The 19,044-nt window shown below is 64.7% G+C and carries 14 protein-coding genes; 5 read left to right on the plus strand and 9 right to left on the minus strand.

The window, feature by feature from the left end:
• Positions 1-4: 4 nt before the first annotated feature.
• The 5 genes from LCW13_RS03850 to LCW13_RS03870 all read right to left on the minus strand — a co-directional run bounded on the left by LCW13_RS03850 (position 5) and on the right by LCW13_RS03870 (position 5,606).
• On the minus strand, positions 5-1,291 hold the full coding sequence (locus LCW13_RS03850; protein WP_225347625.1) for a cation diffusion facilitator family transporter: 1,287 nt from the start codon (positions 1,289-1,291) through the stop codon (positions 5-7).
• A gap of 73 nt (positions 1,292-1,364) precedes the next feature.
• Entirely contained in the window at positions 1,365-2,924 is a 1,560-nt protein-coding gene (locus LCW13_RS03855; protein ID WP_225347626.1) for an ABC transporter permease family protein, read from the minus strand.
• Positions 2,914-3,642, minus strand: a complete 729-nt coding sequence (locus LCW13_RS03860; protein WP_192838361.1) for an ATP-binding cassette domain-containing protein — start codon at positions 3,640-3,642, stop codon at positions 2,914-2,916. Before LCW13_RS03860 ends, LCW13_RS03855 begins: the two co-directional genes overlap by 11 nt.
• A 4-nt stretch (positions 3,643-3,646) precedes the next feature.
• Complete coding sequence (locus LCW13_RS03865; protein ID WP_225347627.1) at positions 3,647-4,528, minus strand: putative selenate ABC transporter substrate-binding protein; 882 nt, start codon at positions 4,526-4,528, stop codon at positions 3,647-3,649.
• A 220-nt stretch (positions 4,529-4,748) separates the two neighbouring features.
• Positions 4,749-5,606: a MurR/RpiR family transcriptional regulator gene (locus LCW13_RS03870; RefSeq protein WP_043332471.1), complete on the minus strand. Its 858-nt coding sequence runs from the start codon at positions 5,604-5,606 to the stop codon at positions 4,749-4,751.
• A 390-nt stretch (positions 5,607-5,996) separates the two neighbouring features.
• On the opposite strand from LCW13_RS03870, the gene zwf reads away from it, so the two are divergent.
• Genes zwf through LCW13_RS03885 form a run of 3 tightly spaced genes read left to right on the plus strand, consistent with a single transcriptional unit; the run spans position 5,997 to position 8,900 of the window.
• Entirely contained in the window at positions 5,997-7,487 is a 1,491-nt protein-coding gene (gene zwf / locus LCW13_RS03875) for a glucose-6-phosphate dehydrogenase (RefSeq protein ID WP_175088302.1), read from the plus strand.
• Position 7,488: 1 nt separating this feature from the next.
• Positions 7,489-8,181: a 6-phosphogluconolactonase gene (gene pgl, locus LCW13_RS03880; protein WP_054555072.1), complete on the plus strand. Its 693-nt coding sequence runs from the start codon at positions 7,489-7,491 to the stop codon at positions 8,179-8,181.
• A gap of 56 nt (positions 8,182-8,237) precedes the next feature.
• Positions 8,238-8,900 (plus strand): bifunctional 4-hydroxy-2-oxoglutarate aldolase/2-dehydro-3-deoxy-phosphogluconate aldolase, encoded by a 663-nt coding sequence (locus LCW13_RS03885; RefSeq protein ID WP_043332465.1) that lies wholly within the window; start codon positions 8,238-8,240, stop codon positions 8,898-8,900.
• 249 nt (positions 8,901-9,149) lie between these two features.
• On the opposite strand, the gene LCW13_RS03890 is transcribed toward LCW13_RS03885, so the two are convergent.
• The 3 genes from LCW13_RS03890 to LCW13_RS03900 form a co-directional block, all read right to left on the minus strand.
• Complete coding sequence (locus LCW13_RS03890; protein WP_225347628.1) at positions 9,150-10,196, minus strand: ketopantoate reductase family protein; 1,047 nt, start codon at positions 10,194-10,196, stop codon at positions 9,150-9,152.
• A gap of 71 nt (positions 10,197-10,267) precedes the next feature.
• Positions 10,268-12,442: a DNA topoisomerase III gene (locus LCW13_RS03895; protein ID WP_225347629.1), complete on the minus strand. Its 2,175-nt coding sequence runs from the start codon at positions 12,440-12,442 to the stop codon at positions 10,268-10,270.
• Positions 12,443-12,511: 69 nt separating this feature from the next.
• Positions 12,512-14,419, minus strand: coding sequence for a coiled-coil domain-containing protein (locus tag LCW13_RS03900; protein WP_043332458.1), 1,908 nt, complete (start codon positions 14,417-14,419; stop codon positions 12,512-12,514).
• Between the two features lie 267 nt (positions 14,420-14,686).
• On the opposite strand from LCW13_RS03900, the gene LCW13_RS03905 reads away from it, so the two are divergent.
• Complete coding sequence (locus LCW13_RS03905; RefSeq protein ID WP_225347630.1) at positions 14,687-15,625, plus strand: homocysteine S-methyltransferase family protein; 939 nt, start codon at positions 14,687-14,689, stop codon at positions 15,623-15,625.
• A gap of 155 nt (positions 15,626-15,780) precedes the next feature.
• Positions 15,781-17,607, plus strand: a complete 1,827-nt coding sequence (locus tag LCW13_RS03910) for an SEC-C domain-containing protein (protein WP_225347631.1) — start codon at positions 15,781-15,783, stop codon at positions 17,605-17,607.
• A 177-nt stretch (positions 17,608-17,784) separates the two neighbouring features.
• Here the strand turns inward: LCW13_RS03910 and LCW13_RS03915 are convergent, their stop codons facing one another.
• Positions 17,785-19,029, minus strand: a complete 1,245-nt coding sequence (locus LCW13_RS03915; protein ID WP_225347632.1) for a glycosyltransferase family protein — start codon at positions 19,027-19,029, stop codon at positions 17,785-17,787.
• Positions 19,030-19,044 lie beyond the last annotated feature (15 nt).

The following is a 19,044-nucleotide window of genomic DNA, read 5'->3' on the forward strand; positions in this document are numbered from 1 at the left end:
CACGTCAGCGCTGGTGGATATGTGACATCACGCCAATCTCCAGCTTGCCAAACCACTCAAGCCCTGCTGCAAGGCGTTCCATCTCGACGATTGATGCGTTGCGCGAGTCAGTGTCGTGGTTACATTGCAGAGCCGTTTCCGAGGCGGCTTGCGTAGCACAACTTGGCAGCTCCAGCAGGATATCCACATGCGGGGCCGACGAGTCGGTGTCAGCAGGTGTAGTGGCATGGTTGACGTAATGCAGGGTGAGGCCGCTGCGCGCCTGCCAGAGAGGTGATTGCTGCCAGCATTTCTCGAGTGCGGCGATGATGTCGCTACGCAGGGGCAGGGGCTGCTGCAGCGTGGGCTGCGCCAGGCTAGCCTGGCCGAGATGCGAGTCGTCTTCAGGGTCGATGTGATAGAGCACATCACTGAGCTGAGGGAATTCGGCCTTGAGGCGAGCCACGGCGTGATGGCCGATGGCATGGCCTTCCGAGACGCTGATGCGTGGCGCGACCAGCAGGTGGACTTCGAGCACGATACGGCCGGCCAGCGTGCGGCTGCGCAGGTCATGTGCACCACGCACCTCCGGCAGTGACAGCAAGCACTCACGCATGGCGTGTTGCTGTTCGCGTGGCAGGGCGGTGTCGATCAGTTCGCGTGAGGCCTCCCAGGCCAATGAGGTGCCGATCTTGCCTACCATCACGCCAACGACGACCGCCGCGATGCCATCCAGCCAGCTGGCCCCCAGCTGGGTACCGATCAGGCCTATCAGCACCGCCACAGTAGAGAGCGCATCGCTGCGCGAGTGCCAGGCATTGGCTTCCAGCAGCTTGGATTTCTGCTTGCGCGCGACCTTCAGCGTGGCGCGAAAGATACCTTCCTTGCCGAGCAGCGAGATGATCGCGATGCCGATGCCCAGCGCGCCGGGTAGCGGAATGGTCAGTGAGCCGAACATCAGCTCCCAGCTGCGCAGGATACCTTCCCAGCCAATGGCGCCCGCCACGGCCAGCAGCAGGCTGCCGAGCACCAGGGTGCCGAGCGTCTCGATGCGCTCATGCCCCCACGGATGTGAGCGATCCGGTGCCTGGCGGCCGTAGTGAGTCGCCACCAACACGAAGGCGTCTGTCACGAGGTCTGACAGGGAATGGATGCCATCGGCGATCAGCGCCTGCGAGCCGACCAGCTTGCCGATGACAAGCTTTGCGACACCCAGCACGCCATCCAGCGCCGCGCCGATCAAGGTGATGCGCTGTGCTTCACGCTTGGCGCTTGCCGTGCTGGCGGCATCTGCGGGTGACGATTGAGGCATGGGAAGGCTCGCTCAAAGGGGAGTCGGGGGCGCCATGAAGTCAGCGCCTACTTCTGCGCAGGTCGGGCAGGAGTCAGCGCACACAGCTGTCTTCAGAGATCTCGCCGCTGGGGCGCAGGCGCCGCGCGAGGCTGTCAACGCCGATATTGAGTATGGCGGTGAGCACCAGCAAGGCAAATGCCTGATCAAACATCAGGTATTCGAAGCTAGAGTCGATATGGAAGCCCAGCGTTACCACCCCCAGCATGCCGAGAATGGCCGTCTCGCGAATGATGGTCTCGGCGCGGTAGAGCAGCAATGCGAACATGCCGGGAGCGACACGCGGGTTGAGCTCATAGAGCCAGCATTCGAACTTGCCCTGCGGGCGGCTGGGCGGCAGCTGAATCTGGTTGGCATGGCGAGCACACAGGAAGGCGATAATCGCACCGTTGTGCAGCGCCAGCGCCAGCCAGGCGGGCAGCAGTGAGGGCCCCAACAGCAACAGCAGGATGAAGGCCAGTATTAACTCCGGCGTGGTGCGCAGGAAGATCAGCAGGCCGTTGGTCGAGTGTTGCGAGAGACGATTGCCCACGTGGCGGCTGGCCAGCGGCCATAGCAGCATGGCGATCAGCAGACTGCCGGCGGTGCCCAGCAGGCCGAGCAGTAAGGTGTTACCGATGGCGGGCAGCAGATCGGGCAGGTGGCTTGCCCACTGCAGCAGGCCTGTCGCGAGCTCGCCCGAGGTCAGCGACTCGAATGATGCATTGACCAGCGGCGCCGGCCAGATGTCATGGCTGATGAAGCGCCACAGCAGGGTCGGGCTGATATCGGGCCATGGCCCCAGCCACCAGAGGCTGGCGATGGCCAGTACCGGCAATACCCGACGGTGCCCCCACCATGGGAGCGTGGCGATTAGCAGATAGAAGATCCACAGCAGAGCGCCCGCCTCGGCGTAACGGCCCTCGCGAAAGGCGCTTTCCAGATAGAAGCCCAGCGTGGGCAAGCCGACGAAACCGAGCAGAACACTGGCGCGCAGTCCGCATTCGAAGCGATAGCGGGTGTAGCTGGCCATGCGCCGCCACGCCATCGGCAGTTCAGCATACACAAAGCGCATCGCGCGCGAGCTGGCCCAGGGCAGTGCCTTGAGTGGCGCCTGCGGCAGTTGTTCGAGAATCTCAGCATAGACCTTGGCGAAGGTCGCGGCATAGGGAATCGTGATCGCCGCCAATGCCGTGGCGGCCGACAGCCCGAACACCTGCAGCAACAGCAGCGCCCAGAACAGCTCATGTACCGCTCGCAGCCCGGCACAGATGCCCCGCAGCAAGCGTGAGCGAGAGTAGACCAATGCCAATGGCAGCCCGATCAGCGCACCCAGCAGGGTGCCCCACAGCGCAAAAGCGATGGTCAGGATCAGAGCGTGCAGCGGGGATTCCAGCGCGCCGGGAGCCGGCGACGCCAGACCCGTCAGCATGCGGCCCAGTTCCTGCCAGGGATCGCGCGAGGTAACGGAGAGATCGGCGAAGGGCACCAGTACCAGCATGGCGATGACCAGACCACCACCGAGGTGCAACAGGCGCGCACCGTCACTGCGTGCCTGCCACCAGCGAGGAGGATGGCGCAGCTCTGCCGTCATGGTGGAGGGGTCAGCTGACATCGGATGACTCGCGGGTCGCCGCAGCGGGGTACAGGAAATCCAAGTCGCCAGGCGTCAGTCCGTCGGTCGCGACATCCAGCAGCACGTGCCCCTGACCGTCAGCCTGTTTGCCAAGCCCGATCACGCGCGTGAAGTGAGTGAGCGCCAACTCGCGCTGATGAAGCGCTACCACGCTGGTGGCGTGGCGGGCGTGAATCAGCTGGATCAACTGGCTGGCCTGATGTGGGTCCACGCTTGCGACGGGCTCGTCACCGAGGAACAGGTCATGGCCCTGATAGAGCGCGCGTGCGATGGCGACACGCTGGCGCTGACCGCCGGAAAGCGCCTCGACGGAGCGCTCCATCAGGCCGGCAATACCCAGCGGTTCGCACAATGTGGCAACCGCCTGCCAATGAGCCGGTTTCGGGCGCAGCAGATTGAGCAGGTTGGTCAGCCGTGAGTGCTGGTCCAACCGGCCCATGAAGATGTTGTGGTAGACCGACAATTGCGGCACTAGCCCCTGGCGTTGAGGGCACCAGGCGGCTGCTACGTCGCGCTGTTGCAGCGCGGCGCGCAGGGCTTCCAGCAGCGTGGACTTGCCTGCGCCACTGGCGCCGAGCAGGGCGATGCGCTCGCCCGGCAGGAGGCGAATATCCAGATCACGCAGGACCACCTCGGCGCCATGGCCGAGGTGGTCCTGCGAAAGGTGCAGCAGTGGAGAGGGTGTTTCCTGGGTCATGAGCTCAGCGCAGCAGACCGAGCTGCTCACCGACGGTCTTGATCGGCGCGTAGTCATCGTTGCTGGCCGGAATGAAGCCGGAGCGCGGGAAGCTCTCGAGCAGGTCCGGGTCCTTCATGTCCAGCAGCGCCTGGGTGACGTGGGCGGTGAAGTCCGTGCCGAAGTGGCTGTCGGCATCACCACGAATCGTCCACTGATAATCCGGGTAGGCCGGTGTCTGCCACAGCACCTGCACCTTGCTCGGGTCGACCTTGCCGTCCTTGACGGCCGCTTCCCACACCGCGAAGTTGACCGCGCCCACGTCGTAGGTACCGGCGGCGACCAGTGCGATGGTGCGGGAGTGATCGCCGGAGAAGCCGACGCGGCTGAACAGGGCGTCCGGGGCCTGCTGGAACTGCTCGCGCAGATAGTATTCCGGCATCAGGCGGCCCGAAGTGGAGGTCTTGGCGCCGAAGGTAAAGGAGTGGCCTTCGACGGAGTCGGGCAAGGCATCCAGCGGCTCGGCGGCATCGCCGGCCAGCTTGAGGTCGCGACGCGCGATGAAGTAGCTGCGGAAGGCAGCGTCTTCCACGCCTTGGGCGATGGCGACGGAGCCCGGCACCATCTGACGCGCCTGAACACCAGTCAGGCCGCCGAACCAGGCCATCTGGATCTGATCGTTGCGGAAGGCGCTGACGGCGGCGCTGTAGGATTTGACCGGCACATACTCGACATCGACGCCCAGCTTCTCTTCCAGATAGTCGGCGACCTTGTCGAAACGCTCGACCAGGCGTGACTCGTCTTCATCCGGAATCGCCGTGAACTTGAAGGTGTCGGCCTGAGCCAGACTCATGGTCACGGGAAGGGCGGAAATCAGGGTCAGAGCAGCAGTGGCCAGCCAGCGCATGGGAAGCATCCTCAGCATTCACGACATGAGACATCATGCGGCGAGCACCGCATGTCAGGGGGTATGGCGCGTATTGTTGTGTCTTGATCACGCGGGTGCAAGCCCCGCGCCATGCCTGAAGGATCGCTCAAGTGACGCTGAAGAGTCAGTAGCGCGTTGAATGGCTGCGCAGGAAGAGCTCATTTGCCGTGGCTGGGGTTGATGACTTGGTGGCTATTGCTCAAGACTCCGGTGGGAAACGGGTGTCCTTCAAGCTGTCCTTGATCTTCTTGAGGTGCTGTTGGAAGTCTTCTCCACGGCGCAGCGTCACGCCGGTGGCCAGCACGTCGATCAGGGCCAGGTGGATCATGCGTGAGGTCATCGGCATATAGATATCGGTGTCTTCCGGCGCCATGACTTCCAGCACTTCGGTGCACTCGCGTGCCAGCGGAGAGTCCGGTGCGGTGATGCCCAGTACCGCGGCGCCATTGCTGCGTGCGAGCTTGGCGATATCGACCAGCTCACGGGTGCGTCCGGTGTAGGAGATGATCACGATCACGTCGCCGGTATGGCAGGCGGCGGCCACCATGCGCTGCATGAGCACATCTTCATAGGCCATGACCGGCAGGTTGAAGCGGAAGAACTTGTGCTGGGCATCCGCCGCGACCGGGCCTGAGGCGCCAAGGCCGAAGAAGCAGATCTGCTTGGCCTGGCTCAGGTAGTCGACGGCGCGTTCGATGCGTCTGGGGTCCAGTGCGCGACGGGCATCGTCGAGCGCGGCCACGGTGGCGCCGAGAATCTTGTCGCCATAGGCGGCGGCATCATCGTTCTGATCGACACTGCGTGACACATAGGGCGTGCCGCCGGCCAGGCTCTGGGCCAGCTTGATCTTGAAGTCGGGGAAGCCCTTGGCATCGAAGTTGCGACAGAAGCGGTTGACGGTCGGCTCACTGACCAGTGAGGCCTGAGCGAGCGCCGCGATGCTCATGCCGGTGGCCGCAGCCGGGTCCGCCAGAATGACGTCGGCGACCTTGCGCTCGGAGCGATTGAGCTCGTCGAGACGTTCACGGATGCGATTGATGAGGTCGTGTACTGCCATTCGCCTGTTACCCTGCCATTGTGTAGTGAAATAACTACGTAATCTGGGCATCCTAGCCTCACTCGTCTGGTAGGCCAAGCATCTCTTTGGGTCACTTGCTGATCCAAGGGCGCGAAGGACGAGGCGAAAGCGAAAGCGCCGCTGACTACCACTTTTAGGTAAGTTTACCTATTTGTGGGGCGAATTGTCTTGAGTGACAGCGGCGTTATCGCTACATTTGTTGTTAATATAACCAGCCATGTATCGCCAACGCCTTCCCGGTGCCGTGTGTCATTCGAGCCTCTCCTCGCCGCGCCAGCCTGCGCAGCCTTCCAGGAAGCGGGTTCGAAGTCGCCCACCTTGTCGGTCATTTCGGCATACAGGGCAGTTTCGACGGGAGAAATCGGCGGCATGAGTTCCGACATCATTCCGGGCGTGGATATTGCCCTGTTCGGCGCCTTGGGCGACCTCGCCAAGCGCAAGCTATATCCAGCCCTCTATCACCTCGACCGTGACGGTCTGCTCGAGAAGGCAACCCGCCTGATCGGTCTGGCGCGTCAGGATGTCAGCCTCGAATCCTTCAAGGACACCGTGCAGGCGGCGCTCAAGGAGCGCGTCAAGCCGGAACACCTCGAGAAGGAATGCATCGAGCGCTTCCTCTCTCGCATCAGCTATGCGGCGCTGGACTTCAGTACCGTGGAAGGCTATTCCGCGATCGCCGATTGGCGAGTGGATGACAAGGGCAAGCCGTCGCCGCGCCCGCTGATGATCTATCTGTCCGTACCGTCGCGTATCTACGGCGACATCAGCAGCAATCTGCAGGCAGCTGGCTGCCTCGACGAGCACTCGCGTGTCGTGGTCGAGAAGCCGATCGGCTCTGATCTGGAGAGCTCGCGCGTCGTCAACGACGCGATCGGCGCCGTCTTCCACGAATCCCAGATCTACCGTATCGATCACTATCTGGGCAAGGAAACCGTCCAGAACCTGATCGCGCTGCGCTTCGCCAACCCGATGTTCGGCAATCAGTGGAATCAGAACCAGATTTCCCACGTCGAGATCACCGTGGCGGAGAAGGTCGGCATCGAAGGGCGCTGGGGCTACTTCGATCAGGCCGGTCAGCTGCGTGACATGGTGCAGAACCACCTGCTGCAGCTGCTGTGTCTGATCGCGATGGACCCGCCGTCCAACCTGGACGCGGACGCCATTCGTGACGAGAAGGTCAAGGTGCTCAAGGCGTTGCGCCCGATCACCGGCGAGCGTCTCAACACGGATCTGGTGCGTGGCCAGTACATCGCGGGTGCCGTCGACGGCCAGCACGTGCCGGGCTATCTCGAGGAAGAGGGCGCCAACACCGAATCCCAGACCGAGACCTTCGTGGCCTTCAAGACCGAAGTCTCCAACTGGCGCTGGGCCGGTGTGCCGTTCTACCTGCGGACCGGCAAGCGCATGCCGGAGAAGCTGTCACAGATCGTGATCCACTTCCGTCAGCAGCCGCACTACATCTTCGATCCGGACCAGCGCTCGCTGGCGGCCAACAAGCTGATCATTCGTCTTCAGCCGTCCGAAGGCATCTCCCTGCAGGTGCTGACCAAGGACTCCGGTCTCGACAAGGGCATGCGTCTGCGCCCGGGGCCGCTGGATCTCGACTTCAACAGCGCCTTCCCCAAGCGCCGTATTCCGGAAGCTTACGAACGTCTGCTGCTGGAGGTCATCAAGGGCCAGCAGTATCTGTTCGTGCGTCGCGACGAGATCGAACACGCCTGGCGCTGGGTCGATACCCTCATCGATGGCTGGGAATCCCGCGCCGCCACGCCGCGCCGTTATCCGGCCGGCTCCTGGGGGCCCGTCTCCTCGATTGCGATGATCACGCGCGACGGTCGCAGCTGGTATGAGGAGTATTGAGATGAGCGCCACTGTGACTGAGCAGGACCCGCGCGTACAGACCGCACACAGTCTCGCCGAGTATCTGGCCGCTGCCTTGCGTGCTGATCTCGACGTTGATCCGTCAGCGCGTGCGCTGCTGGTGGTTTCCGGCGGCTCCACGCCCAAGCCGCTGTTTGCCGCGCTGCGCGATAAGCCGCTGGACTGGTCGCGTGTCGATATCACCCTCGCCGATGAGCGTTGGGTGAGCGAAGACGCCGATGACAGCAATGCACGCTTCGTGCGTGAGCACCTGCTGAGCGGTGCGGCCAGTGCCGCCACCTTCCATCCGCTGACCAACGCCGAGGCAGAGCCGGAAGACGGTTGCGCAGAAGTGAGTGCTCGCATCGCGGCGCTCCCCTGGCCGGCCTCCGCACTGATTCTCGGCATGGGCGGCGATGGCCACACGGCCTCGCTGTTCCCGGATGGTGACCGTCTGCAGGAAGCGCTGACCAGTGCGGATTGCTGTGTCCCGATGCGTGCACCCAGCGTGCCGCAGGCGCGTATCACGCTGTCTCTCGAGCGTCTGCGCCAGACGCGTCGTACCGTGCTTCATCTCACGGGGACCGACAAGCAGGCCGTGCTGTCGCGCGCGCTGAGCGACGTCGAGGCGGTCAGTGAACTGCCGATTCGTGCCTTCCTGTCCGCGCCGCTGGCGCTTTACTGGGCCCCCTGATCACATCGGCCGCGGCCAGCCACAAGGGAGGCTGGCCGCGGCACAAGGAGAACGCCATGAGCTTTGAAAAACAGCTTCCGTCGACTCGCACCACCGAGATCGACAGCATCTGCCAGAAAGCCTCCGTGCTGCCGGTGATCGCCGTCGAGCGCATCGAGGACGCCGTACCGCTGGGCAAGGCCCTCTACGAAGGTGGCTTGACCGTACTGGAAGTCACGCTGCGTACCGACTGCGCGCTGGAAGCCATCCGTCTGATGCGTGAAGCGCTGCCCAACGCCAGCATCGGTGCCGGCACCGTGCTGACGCCGGAACAGTATCGCCAGGTGGAAGAGCTGGGTGTCGACTTCATCGTCACGCCGGGCACCACCGAAGCGCTGTACCAGTACGGCGTGACCAGCAGCGTGCCGATGCTGCCAGGTGTCGCGACCGTCTCGGAGCTGATGACGGGCTGGCAGTACGGTTACCGTCGCTTCAAGTTCTTCCCAGCGGAAGCCGCGGGCGGCGTCAATGCGATCAAGTCCTTCGGTGGCCCGATCAGCGAAGCTCGCTTCTGCCCGACTGGCGGCATTTCCCTGAGCAACGCCGCCGACTACCTCGCGCTCAAGAACGTGATGTGTGTCGGTGGTAGCTGGGTCGCGCCGCAGAAACTGATCGATGCGGGTGACTGGGATGGTATCCGCGAGCTGGCGCGTGAAGCCTCAGAGCGTTTCCACCGCTGAAGCCTGATATCTGGATGAGTGCTGGCCACTGATCCAGCGGTTGCCTGCCAACGTCATGCACGCCGTCGTGCTTGAGGCTGACAGGCTGCCAGTACTGCTCTCTCTCGACAGCTTGGCTGTTGCTTGTGACCCGTCTCTCGCGAGGCGGGTCTTTTTTATGCGCGTCATCTGGGGAGAGAGGCGAGGCTAACTTGTCTGGCTGGAGTCGCTGGAGTCGCTGGAGTCGCTGGGCTGGTTGTGATGCCGGTCTCAGCGCTGCGGCGTGCTCAGCTGACAGTAGAGGTCATCCAGCAAGGGCAGGGCCAGCCCATGTCGGGCGGCGGCAAGGCGCAATGGGCCAAGGATCGCCTCGACCTCGGTAGGGCGACCGGCGAGCACATCCTGCAGCATCGAGGCGCGATTGTTGGCGGTCGCGCGGATGACCTGCTCGACCAGCGCCTGCCAGCCTTCCCTCGGGGCAGAGATGCCTTCGCTATCCAGTACCGCGCTGATCTCCTCGACCGCCTGGCGCACTATCGGGGCAAATGGCCGGTCGCGCAGCTGGCCATTGCGGATGCGATAGCGTGCCACCAGGGGATTGATCGCCGCATTGATCGCCAGCTTGTGCCACAGGCGAGTCTGGATGTCCGGTGTCTGCTCGCACGCAAACCCCGCAGCCTTGAGCCAGTCACATTGCACGAGAGCGGCCTGGTCGGACTGGCTGTCGGTATCGCCGTCGCCGTCACTCTGCCATGCGCCCAGCCAGGTGTGGCCGCGCCCGGCGTGTTGCACGCCAAGGTGCTGGAGTTCATCCGCGGTTGAGCCAGCGTCAGGCGTCGCGCTTGCGCCAGTCTCGGCTGGCAGCCAGGCGCCTTCGGTAGTGCTGGCGCATAGCAGATTGGCGTGGCGTTCGGCCAGCCACGGCTGAGCGCTCAGGCCATTCTGCCAGCAGGTCGCGGGAGTCTCGGGCGTGATGTGTGGTGCCAGTTGCTGCCAGACGGCGGGTACGCCGTGGGCCTTGGTCGTCAGCCAGATGGCGGAAGGCTTTTTGGATGGCGAGTCTTGTAGTGTGTCAATTGTTGAATAATTTATCTTTGCGCTAACAGCGTGTGATTCTGGCGTGGTCATGTCGAGCATGACCGCTTGCCCCGACATTGCCTGACGCCCCAGCAGCAAGACACGCGGTAGTGCGGATGCTCCCTGCTCACGAAGCTCTCGCTGGCGCGCTGCCATCAGCGAAGCCGCCAACAGACGCCCGATGGCGCCTGGACCGATGATCCACAGCCAGTTATCTTCCGGATCAGTCATTGTGTGCATATTTGTCATCTTGTCATGGAGAGCAGTGCGTGAGCGCGGGAAAGGCCGGTTGTACTTCACCCGACCCGCTGTCAGCTATCGGTCTTGCGCCGTGACCCAGTCGCTCGCTTGCGGGGACTTCTGGATGAGGCACTTTTACGAGAAGCGCCGTCCTTATTGCTGCCAGCAGTGCTGCCAGAAGCTGCCTTGCCTGAAGCAGTCTTTCCCGAAGAGCTGCCAGAAGCGCGCTTCTTGTAGGACGTTGCCTTGCGCCGCGAGCCGCCCTTGCCACCGCCCTTGCGTGGCGCGGGTGTCGCACCGCCGACGCTGGCCAATGCCGTGCTCAGACGGCTGGCGGAGCTATCGGCGAGCAGCGCACGCAGATCCACGATCAGCTCGCTCAAGAAGGGCGCCGCCGGGTCGCCTTGCTCGTGGATCATGCTCAGGCGTTGCTCCCACTGTGCGGTGCGCTCCGGACGCGATACGGCAGGCGGCAGCGCATGAATCAGCGCGCGACCGATACGCGTCGAGCGCATCGCCTGGCCTTCGCGTACCAGATAGCCGCGATTGATCAGTGTCTCGAGCATGCCGGCGCGTGTCGCCTCGGTGCCAAGGCCATCCACATCGCGCAGCGTGCGACGCACCGCTTCATCCTCGACGTAGCGTGCGATGTTCATCATCGCCTGAATCAGGCTGGCGTCATTGAAGGGTTCCGGCGGGCGGGTCTCTTTCTCCTCGATACCACAGTCGAGCACGCAGGCCGGTTCGCCTTCCGTCAGGGCGGGCAGCGGCGGTGGGGTCTTGTCATCGGCGGCTGCGTTCTTGGCAGAGGCCTTCTTGTCAGCCACATCTTTGTCAGCTGCCTCGCTGGCCTCCGCTGTGCGCTGGAACAGCACCTTCCAGCCCTCGTCGATGACGCTGCGGCCACTGGCGCGGAAGGGCTCCTTGGCGAAGCGCAGCTCGACCTTGACCTCGCGATAGCGATAGGCCGGATAGAACTGGGCCAGCACGTTGCGCGTGATCATGCGGTAGAGGTTGGCTTCATCGCGCGAGAGGCGCGCATAGTCCGGCTCGCGCCCGGTCGGCGCCAAGGCGTGGTGCGCGCTGACCTTGCTGTCATTGAAGGCGCGTGAGCGCAGGCTGAAATCGGCACCGCCACTGAAACGTTCAAGCTCGCGGTCACCCACGCAGGCGCTGATCATCAGATTGGCCATGCCGGCGTGATGTTCGCGCGGCAGGTAGCGGCAGTCGGAGCGCGGATAGGTGATCAGCTGATGGCGCTCGTAAAGCGCCTGACAGGTGTCGAGTACCTTCTGGGCGGGCAGGCGAAAACGGCGCGCGGCATCGACCTGCAGCGCCGAGAGCGAATAGGGCAGCGGCGCGGGCTGAGACTTGTCGCTGGCCTCGACACTTTCGACATGGCCATCGCCGAGGGTGGTCAAGGTCGCGAGATGGCGGGCGAGGCGCTCGGCGGGACGGCTATCCAGCAGGCGACCCTTGTCATCGAGTGGCAGCGGGGTGCCCTTGTCCGCCAGACGTTGCAGCCAGGGTGAGCTGGGCGCATGCCACCAGGCCTTGAAGCTGCCCGTCGCCACGCCAGCCTCTATCCACAGCGGGAAGAAGGCGCGGGGCTCGAAGGCCTCGATTTCCTCATCACGGCGCACGACCAGCCCCAGCAGCGGCGTCTGCACACGGCCCACCGACAGCACGCCGTCGTGGCCGGCCTGACGCCCGGTCAATGTCCAGGCGCGGGTCAGGTTCATGCCATACAGCCAGTCGGCGCGCTGGCGCGCCAGTGCGGCTTCATAGAGCGGCTGCCAGCGCTGATTGTCGTCCAGCTTGTTGAGGGCACGGCTGACGGCAGGGCGGTTCATGTCACTGATCAGCAGGCGTTTGACCGGCCCGCGCCAGCGCATGTGCTCCAGTACTTCCTGCACCAGCAGCTGGCCTTCACGGTCGGGGTCGCCGGCATGCACGACCTCATCGGCCAGCTTGAGCTGCTCGCGGATGGTCTTGAGCTGACCGCGCGCCTGGCTGCGTGGCTTGAGCTTCCATTGCTCGGGAATGATCGGCAGGTGATCCAGCGACCAGCGCTTGAAGCGCTCGTCGTAGTCATCCGGCGGGGCCTGCTCCAGCAGGTGGCCGATGCACCAGGTGACACGGGTGTCACCGGCATCGATATAGCCGTCGCGCTTGCTTGAGCGTCCGGGCAGCGCCTCGGCAATGGCGCGGGCGAGGCTGGGCTTTTCGGCGATGATCAGGCGCATCGGGCATCCTGCGGTCAAAGGCTGTCGATATGATGATCCATACAGTATGCCGTTGGCCCGAGGCGGGGATCAATCGTCGTCGAGCGCGCGACGTGCCTGGACGAGGGCGCGATACCAGTCGCGGTTGGCGGTCTGGATCAGCGGGGGGCGATTGGAGAGGTAGCTGACCGGGTGGTGGTCGGCGGGCTGATAGTTGCTGAGCATGTTGAGCGTCGCTTCACGGGCGCCGAAGGTATCGCGCAGGAACTCGATGGCCAGCGGCTCCAGCTCGACGCGGTAGTGGCGCACCAGCGCGATGGCCAGGGATTCGGCGGTGCGAGACAGGTCATCATCGATCTCGCGCACCATGGCGCTGCCCAGGGCCGCCTTGGCCGCCGCGGACTGATTGGGTTCCAGCTGGCCGAAATAGGCGGCATTGGAGCCATTGATGGCGCGCTGCACGGCCGGGCGTGACAGGTGTATGTGGGGCTCCAGCGCGAGGGCGATCTCGACCGCCATCGCCTTGGCCTTGTCGACACCGACGCGCAGCACCGTCTCGCGCGCCTGATAGGCGATCTCGCTGTCGACGCGCTTGATGCGGCTCTCGTTCAAGTGATCGGCCAGATGCTTGCAGACCTCCGCCTTGGCTTCATCGTCCAGCGCGATGGTCTTTTCCTGGATGCGCAGACCACGACGGCCCGGGCCGACCCGCAGGCGGGTGGCGTCATCGGACATCTGCGAGGCGATGTTCTCCCAGCGCTTGGACATCTTGAGGAAGACGGCGTGGCTGCGCCCGACCTGCTCGTAGGCATTGGTCACCGTCTTGTAGAGGCGGATGGCGTTGGTGAGGATGTCGGCCCGCGAGCGCAGCGCGGCGCGGTGTTCACGATCGCCCTCATTGACCGCGATCGCCAGGTGCGTCACCTGCTCGGCAAGGGCGTCCATCGCCTGGGTTGAGCGCTCCAGCAGTACCTCGGCGCGCAGGCCGGAGGCGGCATCCTCCACCAGGGTGCCGGACTGCTCGGCCAGATAGACCGTCAGCGCCTTGAGACGTGACAGGCCGGTGGCCTGACGAATGCGATACCGCGAGCGGGCATGCTCCAGGTTGTCCAGCGCGCGCGCCAGCTTCCAGCGGCCACGGTATTCGAAGGTCAGCAGCGGAATCTTGCGCCCGCTGATCAGCTCGAAGGCCAGAATCAGCATCTCCTCCACGTCCTGCAGGGTCATCAGCAGGTCGTTGTCCTGCTCGATGGCGGCCAGCACACGCTCGATGAAGTTCTCGTCACGCGGCACGCCGCTGTGCAGATCCGGCGCGCGTCCTTCGAAGCGCTCACGCAGCAGGCCGATGGCCTCGGGGGCCAGCTCGGCCAGCTCATTGAACTGGGGCTCGAGCCATTCGCGGTTGAGGCTGTTCATGTCGCGGATACGCGCATGCAGGCCCACGCGACGGTAGACGTCGATCTGGCTGATGATGCGCGCGGCATCACGGTCATCGAGCAGCTCCAGCGCCGCCAGCTCGACCCCCTCCGGCGCCAGGTCCTGCTTGCGCAGCAGCATGGCCGCCGCTTCACGCCGGCGGGCATCGCCTTCCAGGCTCTCGACGATCAGATTGCGCGTGGCGAGAATCAGCTCCGGCACGGTGTCGATGACGCGCTCGATCTTGGCTTCGGTGCGGTCATAGCGCCGTGAGCTGGTCAGGTTGTGGGCGATATTGGCCACGATGCCCGCGACACCGGTGATGACGGTGTAGGAGATGAAGAAGATGTAGTTCTCGAAGGTCGGTTCCTTGCCGTAACCGAGCAGATAGCCGCCCCAGGCGCCGATCAGCGTCACCGGGCCTGCGGTCCACAGGATCTGCATCAGGCTCACCGACCAGGGCACACGCTCCACGGCCTGGGTAATGCGGCGAATCTCGTCGCGGCCCTCACGCTCCAGACGCACCTGGGGCGCGTCGTTGGCAGTGTTGGCTCGGGGACGAAAGGGGCTCGGCAACAGCAAGGCAGGCTTCCTTGATTGAACGGGGTGGGGCTTCTGGCACGACATGGGCTGCCGAGAGGTTCGTGAGCACGAGCCTCGAGCGCAGCGCGGGGCAAAGGGTGTCGTCAACAGTAGCATTGGGCAGCCTTTTGGCTCCAGTGAGCAAGGGCCGCAAGCGGGTCGAGCGTGGTAGAATTTCGCCCGCCACTGACTGGCCAGCGGGTCTCGCCAGGTCGTCAGGCTCACGCTAGGACATCAAAAAGCTCTGGAGGTTGTGTGGAACGAGACTTGGAAGCAGGAAAGGGTGCAGGTGACGGGGCTGAAGTCGTGCTGCTGGACGGCGGCATGGGCCAGGAACTGGTGCGTCGTAGCGGTCGTGAGCCGACGCCGCTGTGGTCGTCTCAGGTGATGCTGGACCAGCCTGAGCTGGTGCGTGACCTGCACCTGGATTTCATTCGTGCCGGCGCGCGCGTCATCACGCTCAATACCTACACGGCCACGCCGCAGCGTCTGGGCCTGGCGGGTGTCGGCGAGTCGATCGCGGCCATTCATGCCGCCGCCGGCAAGGCCGCGCGGGATGCCATCGCCCTGAGTGGCGAGGCGGATGTGCGCGTGGCAGGCTGCCTGCCGCCGCTGGTCGCCACCTATCGCCCCGATGTCGCGCCGAGTGCTGACGAATCCCTGGCCAGCTATCGCCGGCTGGTGGAATTGCAGGCACCGCTGGTCGATGTCCTGCTGTGTGAGGCGCTGTCTTCCTGCGTCGAGGCTCGCGCCGCTGCCACCGCCGCACTCGAGAGCGGCTTGCCGGTGTGGGTCTCGCTGACGGTGAAGGATGATCTGACCGCGACCCTGCGCAGCGGTGAGCCGCTGGCCGACGCGATCAGCATGCTGCAAGCGATGGGCGTGGACGCGATCCTGATCAATTGCAGCGCGCCGGAAGCCATTCAGGGTAGTCTGGAAAATCTGCTGGCCAGCCCGCTGCCGACCGGTGCCTATGCCAACGGCTTCACTTCCATCGCGGAGCTCAATCCCGGCGGCACCGTCAAGGACCTCAAGGCGCGCGAAGACCTTGGGCCTAAGCAGTACGCGGCGCATGCACTGGGGTGGGTCAATGCCGGCATTCGTATCGTCGGCGGTTGCTGCGAGGTGGGCCCGGCGCATATCGCCTGCCTGGCCGAACAGCTCAGGTCAGCAGGTTATCGCTGCGTCAGCCGCTTGAGTGAGTGAACGATGAGGGGCGAGGCTTCCTCGTGATAGACTTCGCCCCTTGATTCGCAGGTTCTGACGGGCATCGCGCCTGGGGAAACGCCGAGGTGAACGCCAAGGCGAAGACCGGGGCGCGGTGCCTGCAGGGCTGTGAAACGCTTTTTTAGGGAGATGCCATGCTTGCCGAGTGGGTCGAACGGCTCTTGAGTTACGCCAGTGGGGCACTTGATGCCATCCGCGCCGATGAATCCTTTCCTGCCTTCATGCAGTGGGCGCATTCGGAGGGCGTGAACTACAGCGGTGGCGACGAAGCGCTGGCGGTAGCGCTGGCGCCGGTGCTGTGGAGCCAGACTCCGCTGGTGCGACTCGATTTCGCGCGCGAGTCGTTGGCACCGCCCGGACGCAACGAGCCTTGCTGGTGTGACTCGGGTCGCAAGTACAAGCAGTGCTGCGACAAGGTGCAGCTGCCGGCGATTCCGGATCATCTAATGTGGATGCTGTCGCTGCGCGAGTTCAAGGGTGAACAGCTCAAGGCGGCGCTGGCCTCTGGTCTCGCGCCGGCGCAGGCGCTGCTCGAGGCGGGGCTGATCAGCGCCGAGAGCGGCAATCGCGGTCGGGCTCAGCAGATCATGGAGGCGCTGTTCGATACCAGCGACTGGTCGCGTCTGCCCGAGCAGGCCGAGCCTGGCTTCGAGCTGCTGCTGGACCTCTATCAGGAGCGCGGCTTCACCCGCAAGAAGGCGCTGCTGCTCGATGAGGTGCTGGAGCGTGGCCCTGCCTTCCTGCGCGGCGTCGCCCTGGAGCATCAATGTCTGCTGCATCTGGACAGCGATGATCTGGGCTCGGCGCGCGCCGCCTTCATTCGTGCCCAGCAGACGCTGCCCGATTCGCCGACGCTGGCGTATATCGAAGCCATGCTGCTGCTGCACGAGGGCCAGCCGGAAGAGGCGCAGGATCGTGCGCGCTTCTGGTGGCGTCGACTGTCCAAGCAGAAGGACATCGAGCCCGGTCAGCTGGAATTCCTGGCGGATCTGGCCGAAAACCCGCGTGCCACGCTCGCCGAGCAGATGGTCAATTCCGATGAGTCGCTGTCGGATTCACTGGCCGCCCTGCAGGCGCTGTTCGAGGTGATCGAGCATCCGCCGCGTCTGGCGCTTGAAACGCAGGAAGATAGCAGTCTGCTGTTCCGTCAGAATGCGGAGCAGGCCGTGACACTCGGGCTCTGGGAGGCGGTCTTCCCGGCGCGTATCGAGGAAGAGGCGGCACTGGCGCTGGATATCGATCCCTGGGATGTCCAGGACCCCAACGAGTGGCTGCAGCAGCTGTGCGCCAGCCCCGAATGGCTGGACGTTCCGGCGGTGTGTCAGGGGCTGATTCTGGCGCTGGCCAGTCGCTTCGGTAGCCTGCCGTGGATGTCGGACACCTTCTTCGTGCCGCTGGCAAAGCGCTTCGATCGTTGGCTCGATCAGATCGAACAGGCCGGCGGCCTGCTGCGCTGGGAAGATGGCGACAACGCCCAGTTGCTGCGCTGTGGGCTGGGGCTGGTGATCGGCATGGAGCGCGGTGAGCGCGAGCGTTCGCGCCAGTTGGCGGAGCGCCTGCTCAAGCTTGACGAGGAAGACAGCCTCGGCCTGCGTGAGCTGGTGCTGGATCAGCTGCTGCGCGAAGGCCGCAACGACGAGGCCGTGGCCCTCGCCGAGCATGATATCGAGCGACGTGCCGTCGATGAGGAAATGCCGCTGTTGGGCATCCTGATGGGCCAGGTGCTGGCGCTCTATCGACTGGGTCGCGACAAGGACGCCGAGCAGGCACTCGAGATCGTGCGGGAAGCCAATTCGCATCTGATCAGCCTGCTGCTGGCGGAGCATCCGCGGCCGGTGAGTCTGGCGGTGGAAGCACCGGAGCCCGGCACGCGTGGTGAGGCCTGGCAGTACCGCACCTTGATGCGCGACCAGTGGAAGCGCAGCGAAGGCGCGCTTGCCTGGCTGGCCAAGCATCGCTGAGCCGGTGTCAAAGGCTGCTCATGCTGCCTGACGAGTGATCGCAAGCGCTCGTATGACTAGACCTCGTGTGACAAGGCCCCGTATGAAAAACCCCGCAGTGCCACGGCACTGCGGGGTTTTTTTGTGTCTCGCCTTGCATCGCGAGGCGGGCTCAGGGGGAAGCGTGAACGGAGGCGATCACTGCTGCTTGCCTTGCTGACGCAGACGCCAGGCTTCTCGAATGGCGCCGCGTAGCCCCGGCGTCTGGCCGACCTGGATGGCCTCCAGCGTCGCGGCGAAGGCATCCGGTGTGGCGCGCCAATCCGGGGGCTGGATGGCACCTGCACTGCTGATGCCGACCCTGTCCAGTGGCGGTGGCGAGCGCTCGGGCAGTGCCCCGAAAAGCCGCATGCGGCTGTCCTGCACCTGGCGCAGGCGATGGCGAAGCTCCTTGTAGCGTGAGCCGAAGGGGCGTGTGGCCAGGGTGATCAGGGCCGCCAGAATCCGCTCTTGCCATTCAGGGCGTGCCGGGTTGCGGTAGGCGACGCCGCGTTGCGAGGCGGCACCTGCCTGGCGGCGGTCCTTGAGCCAGTGCGGGGCCGTCCTGTCGAGCGCCTCGCCTTCGAACAGGATGCCGGCGTTGACCTGCTGGCCACCGTGCACGCGGGTGAAGGGCAGGATGACGCAGTCCTCGAGCATGGCGCCTTCTTCCACGTAGCTGCCCTGTTCGAGGCAGCAGTGTCCCTTGAGCAGCACGCCGGGCTCCACATGGGTGGTGATGCCGGCGAAGCCGCCAGTGAGGCGCGATTCATCCAGGCGGGTCGCGCCGGCGGCGTAGTAGACGTGGTGCAGGTCCTGCTCGCCGGGCAATACTCCGCGCTCGCCATGTGGTGTCAGGCCTGAGTCATCGGCATCCAGTGCCTGCATCACCAGGGCGTGATAGTGCGACAGCGAGGCCAGCAGGGCCGGCCCCAGCCCGGGATTGTCGCGCAGCTCCGGCCAGTGCAGGCGAGCGAGCGACGGGTCTGCCACGCTGGCCGGATGGCAGACCGGCGCGCCTGACGCCATGGCCTGTTCGCTGATCGCGAGGCTGTCATCCTTGAACCACTCCGGCATCAGCAGCACATCGGCGCGCAGCACCGGGGCGGGCAGGGCAGCCATGGCGCCGAGGCGCTTGATCTGCTCGCGCGGGTCTCGCTCGCCGGGCATCGGCAGAATGTCGAGATCGATGCCCCAGCGTGAGCCATCGGCGATACGCGCCCGGAACCACTCGGGGTCACGGGCGATGATCAGGCTGATATGCGTCACGCCTCGCCCGACCAGCAGGTCGAGGTTGCGCTCCAGCACGCTGCGGCCGGCAATCGGCAGCAACGCCGGTGAGTAACGGCGGTCAATCGGCGCGACTTCCTGGCCGAGGCGGTCCGCCAACAGGATCACATGCATTGCACACCTCCTTGG

This window comes from Cobetia amphilecti, assembly GCF_020217465.1.
Taxonomy (GTDB): Bacteria; Pseudomonadota; Gammaproteobacteria; order Pseudomonadales; family Halomonadaceae; genus Cobetia; species Cobetia amphilecti.

What these genes read in the sequence shown, in the direction of transcription:
- LCW13_RS03870 (WP_043332471.1), bottom strand. Translation starts at nt 5,606, where the DNA reads ATGGCAGTACACGACCTCATCAATCGCATCCGTGAACGTCTCGACGAG.
- LCW13_RS03860 (WP_192838361.1), bottom strand. Translation starts at nt 3,642, where the DNA reads ATGACCCAGGAAACACCCTCTCCACTGCTGCACCTTTCGCAGGACCAC.
- LCW13_RS03910 (WP_225347631.1), top strand. Translation starts at nt 15,781, where the DNA reads ATGCTTGCCGAGTGGGTCGAACGGCTCTTGAGTTACGCCAGTGGGGCA.
- LCW13_RS03890 (WP_225347628.1), bottom strand. Translation starts at nt 10,196, where the DNA reads ATGCACACAATGACTGATCCGGAAGATAACTGGCTGTGGATCATCGGT.
- LCW13_RS03855 (WP_225347626.1), bottom strand. Translation starts at nt 2,924, where the DNA reads ATGTCAGCTGACCCCTCCACCATGACGGCAGAGCTGCGCCATCCTCCT.
- LCW13_RS03895 (WP_225347629.1), bottom strand. Translation starts at nt 12,442, where the DNA reads ATGCGCCTGATCATCGCCGAAAAGCCCAGCCTCGCCCGCGCCATTGCC.
- zwf (WP_175088302.1), top strand. Translation starts at nt 5,997, where the DNA reads ATGAGTTCCGACATCATTCCGGGCGTGGATATTGCCCTGTTCGGCGCC.
- LCW13_RS03915 (WP_225347632.1), bottom strand. Translation starts at nt 19,029, where the DNA reads ATGCATGTGATCCTGTTGGCGGACCGCCTCGGCCAGGAAGTCGCGCCG.
- LCW13_RS03885 (WP_043332465.1), top strand. Translation starts at nt 8,238, where the DNA reads ATGAGCTTTGAAAAACAGCTTCCGTCGACTCGCACCACCGAGATCGAC.
- LCW13_RS03850 (WP_225347625.1), bottom strand. Translation starts at nt 1,291, where the DNA reads ATGCCTCAATCGTCACCCGCAGATGCCGCCAGCACGGCAAGCGCCAAG.
- pgl (WP_054555072.1), top strand. Translation starts at nt 7,489, where the DNA reads ATGAGCGCCACTGTGACTGAGCAGGACCCGCGCGTACAGACCGCACAC.
- LCW13_RS03865 (WP_225347627.1), bottom strand. Translation starts at nt 4,528, where the DNA reads ATGCGCTGGCTGGCCACTGCTGCTCTGACCCTGATTTCCGCCCTTCCC.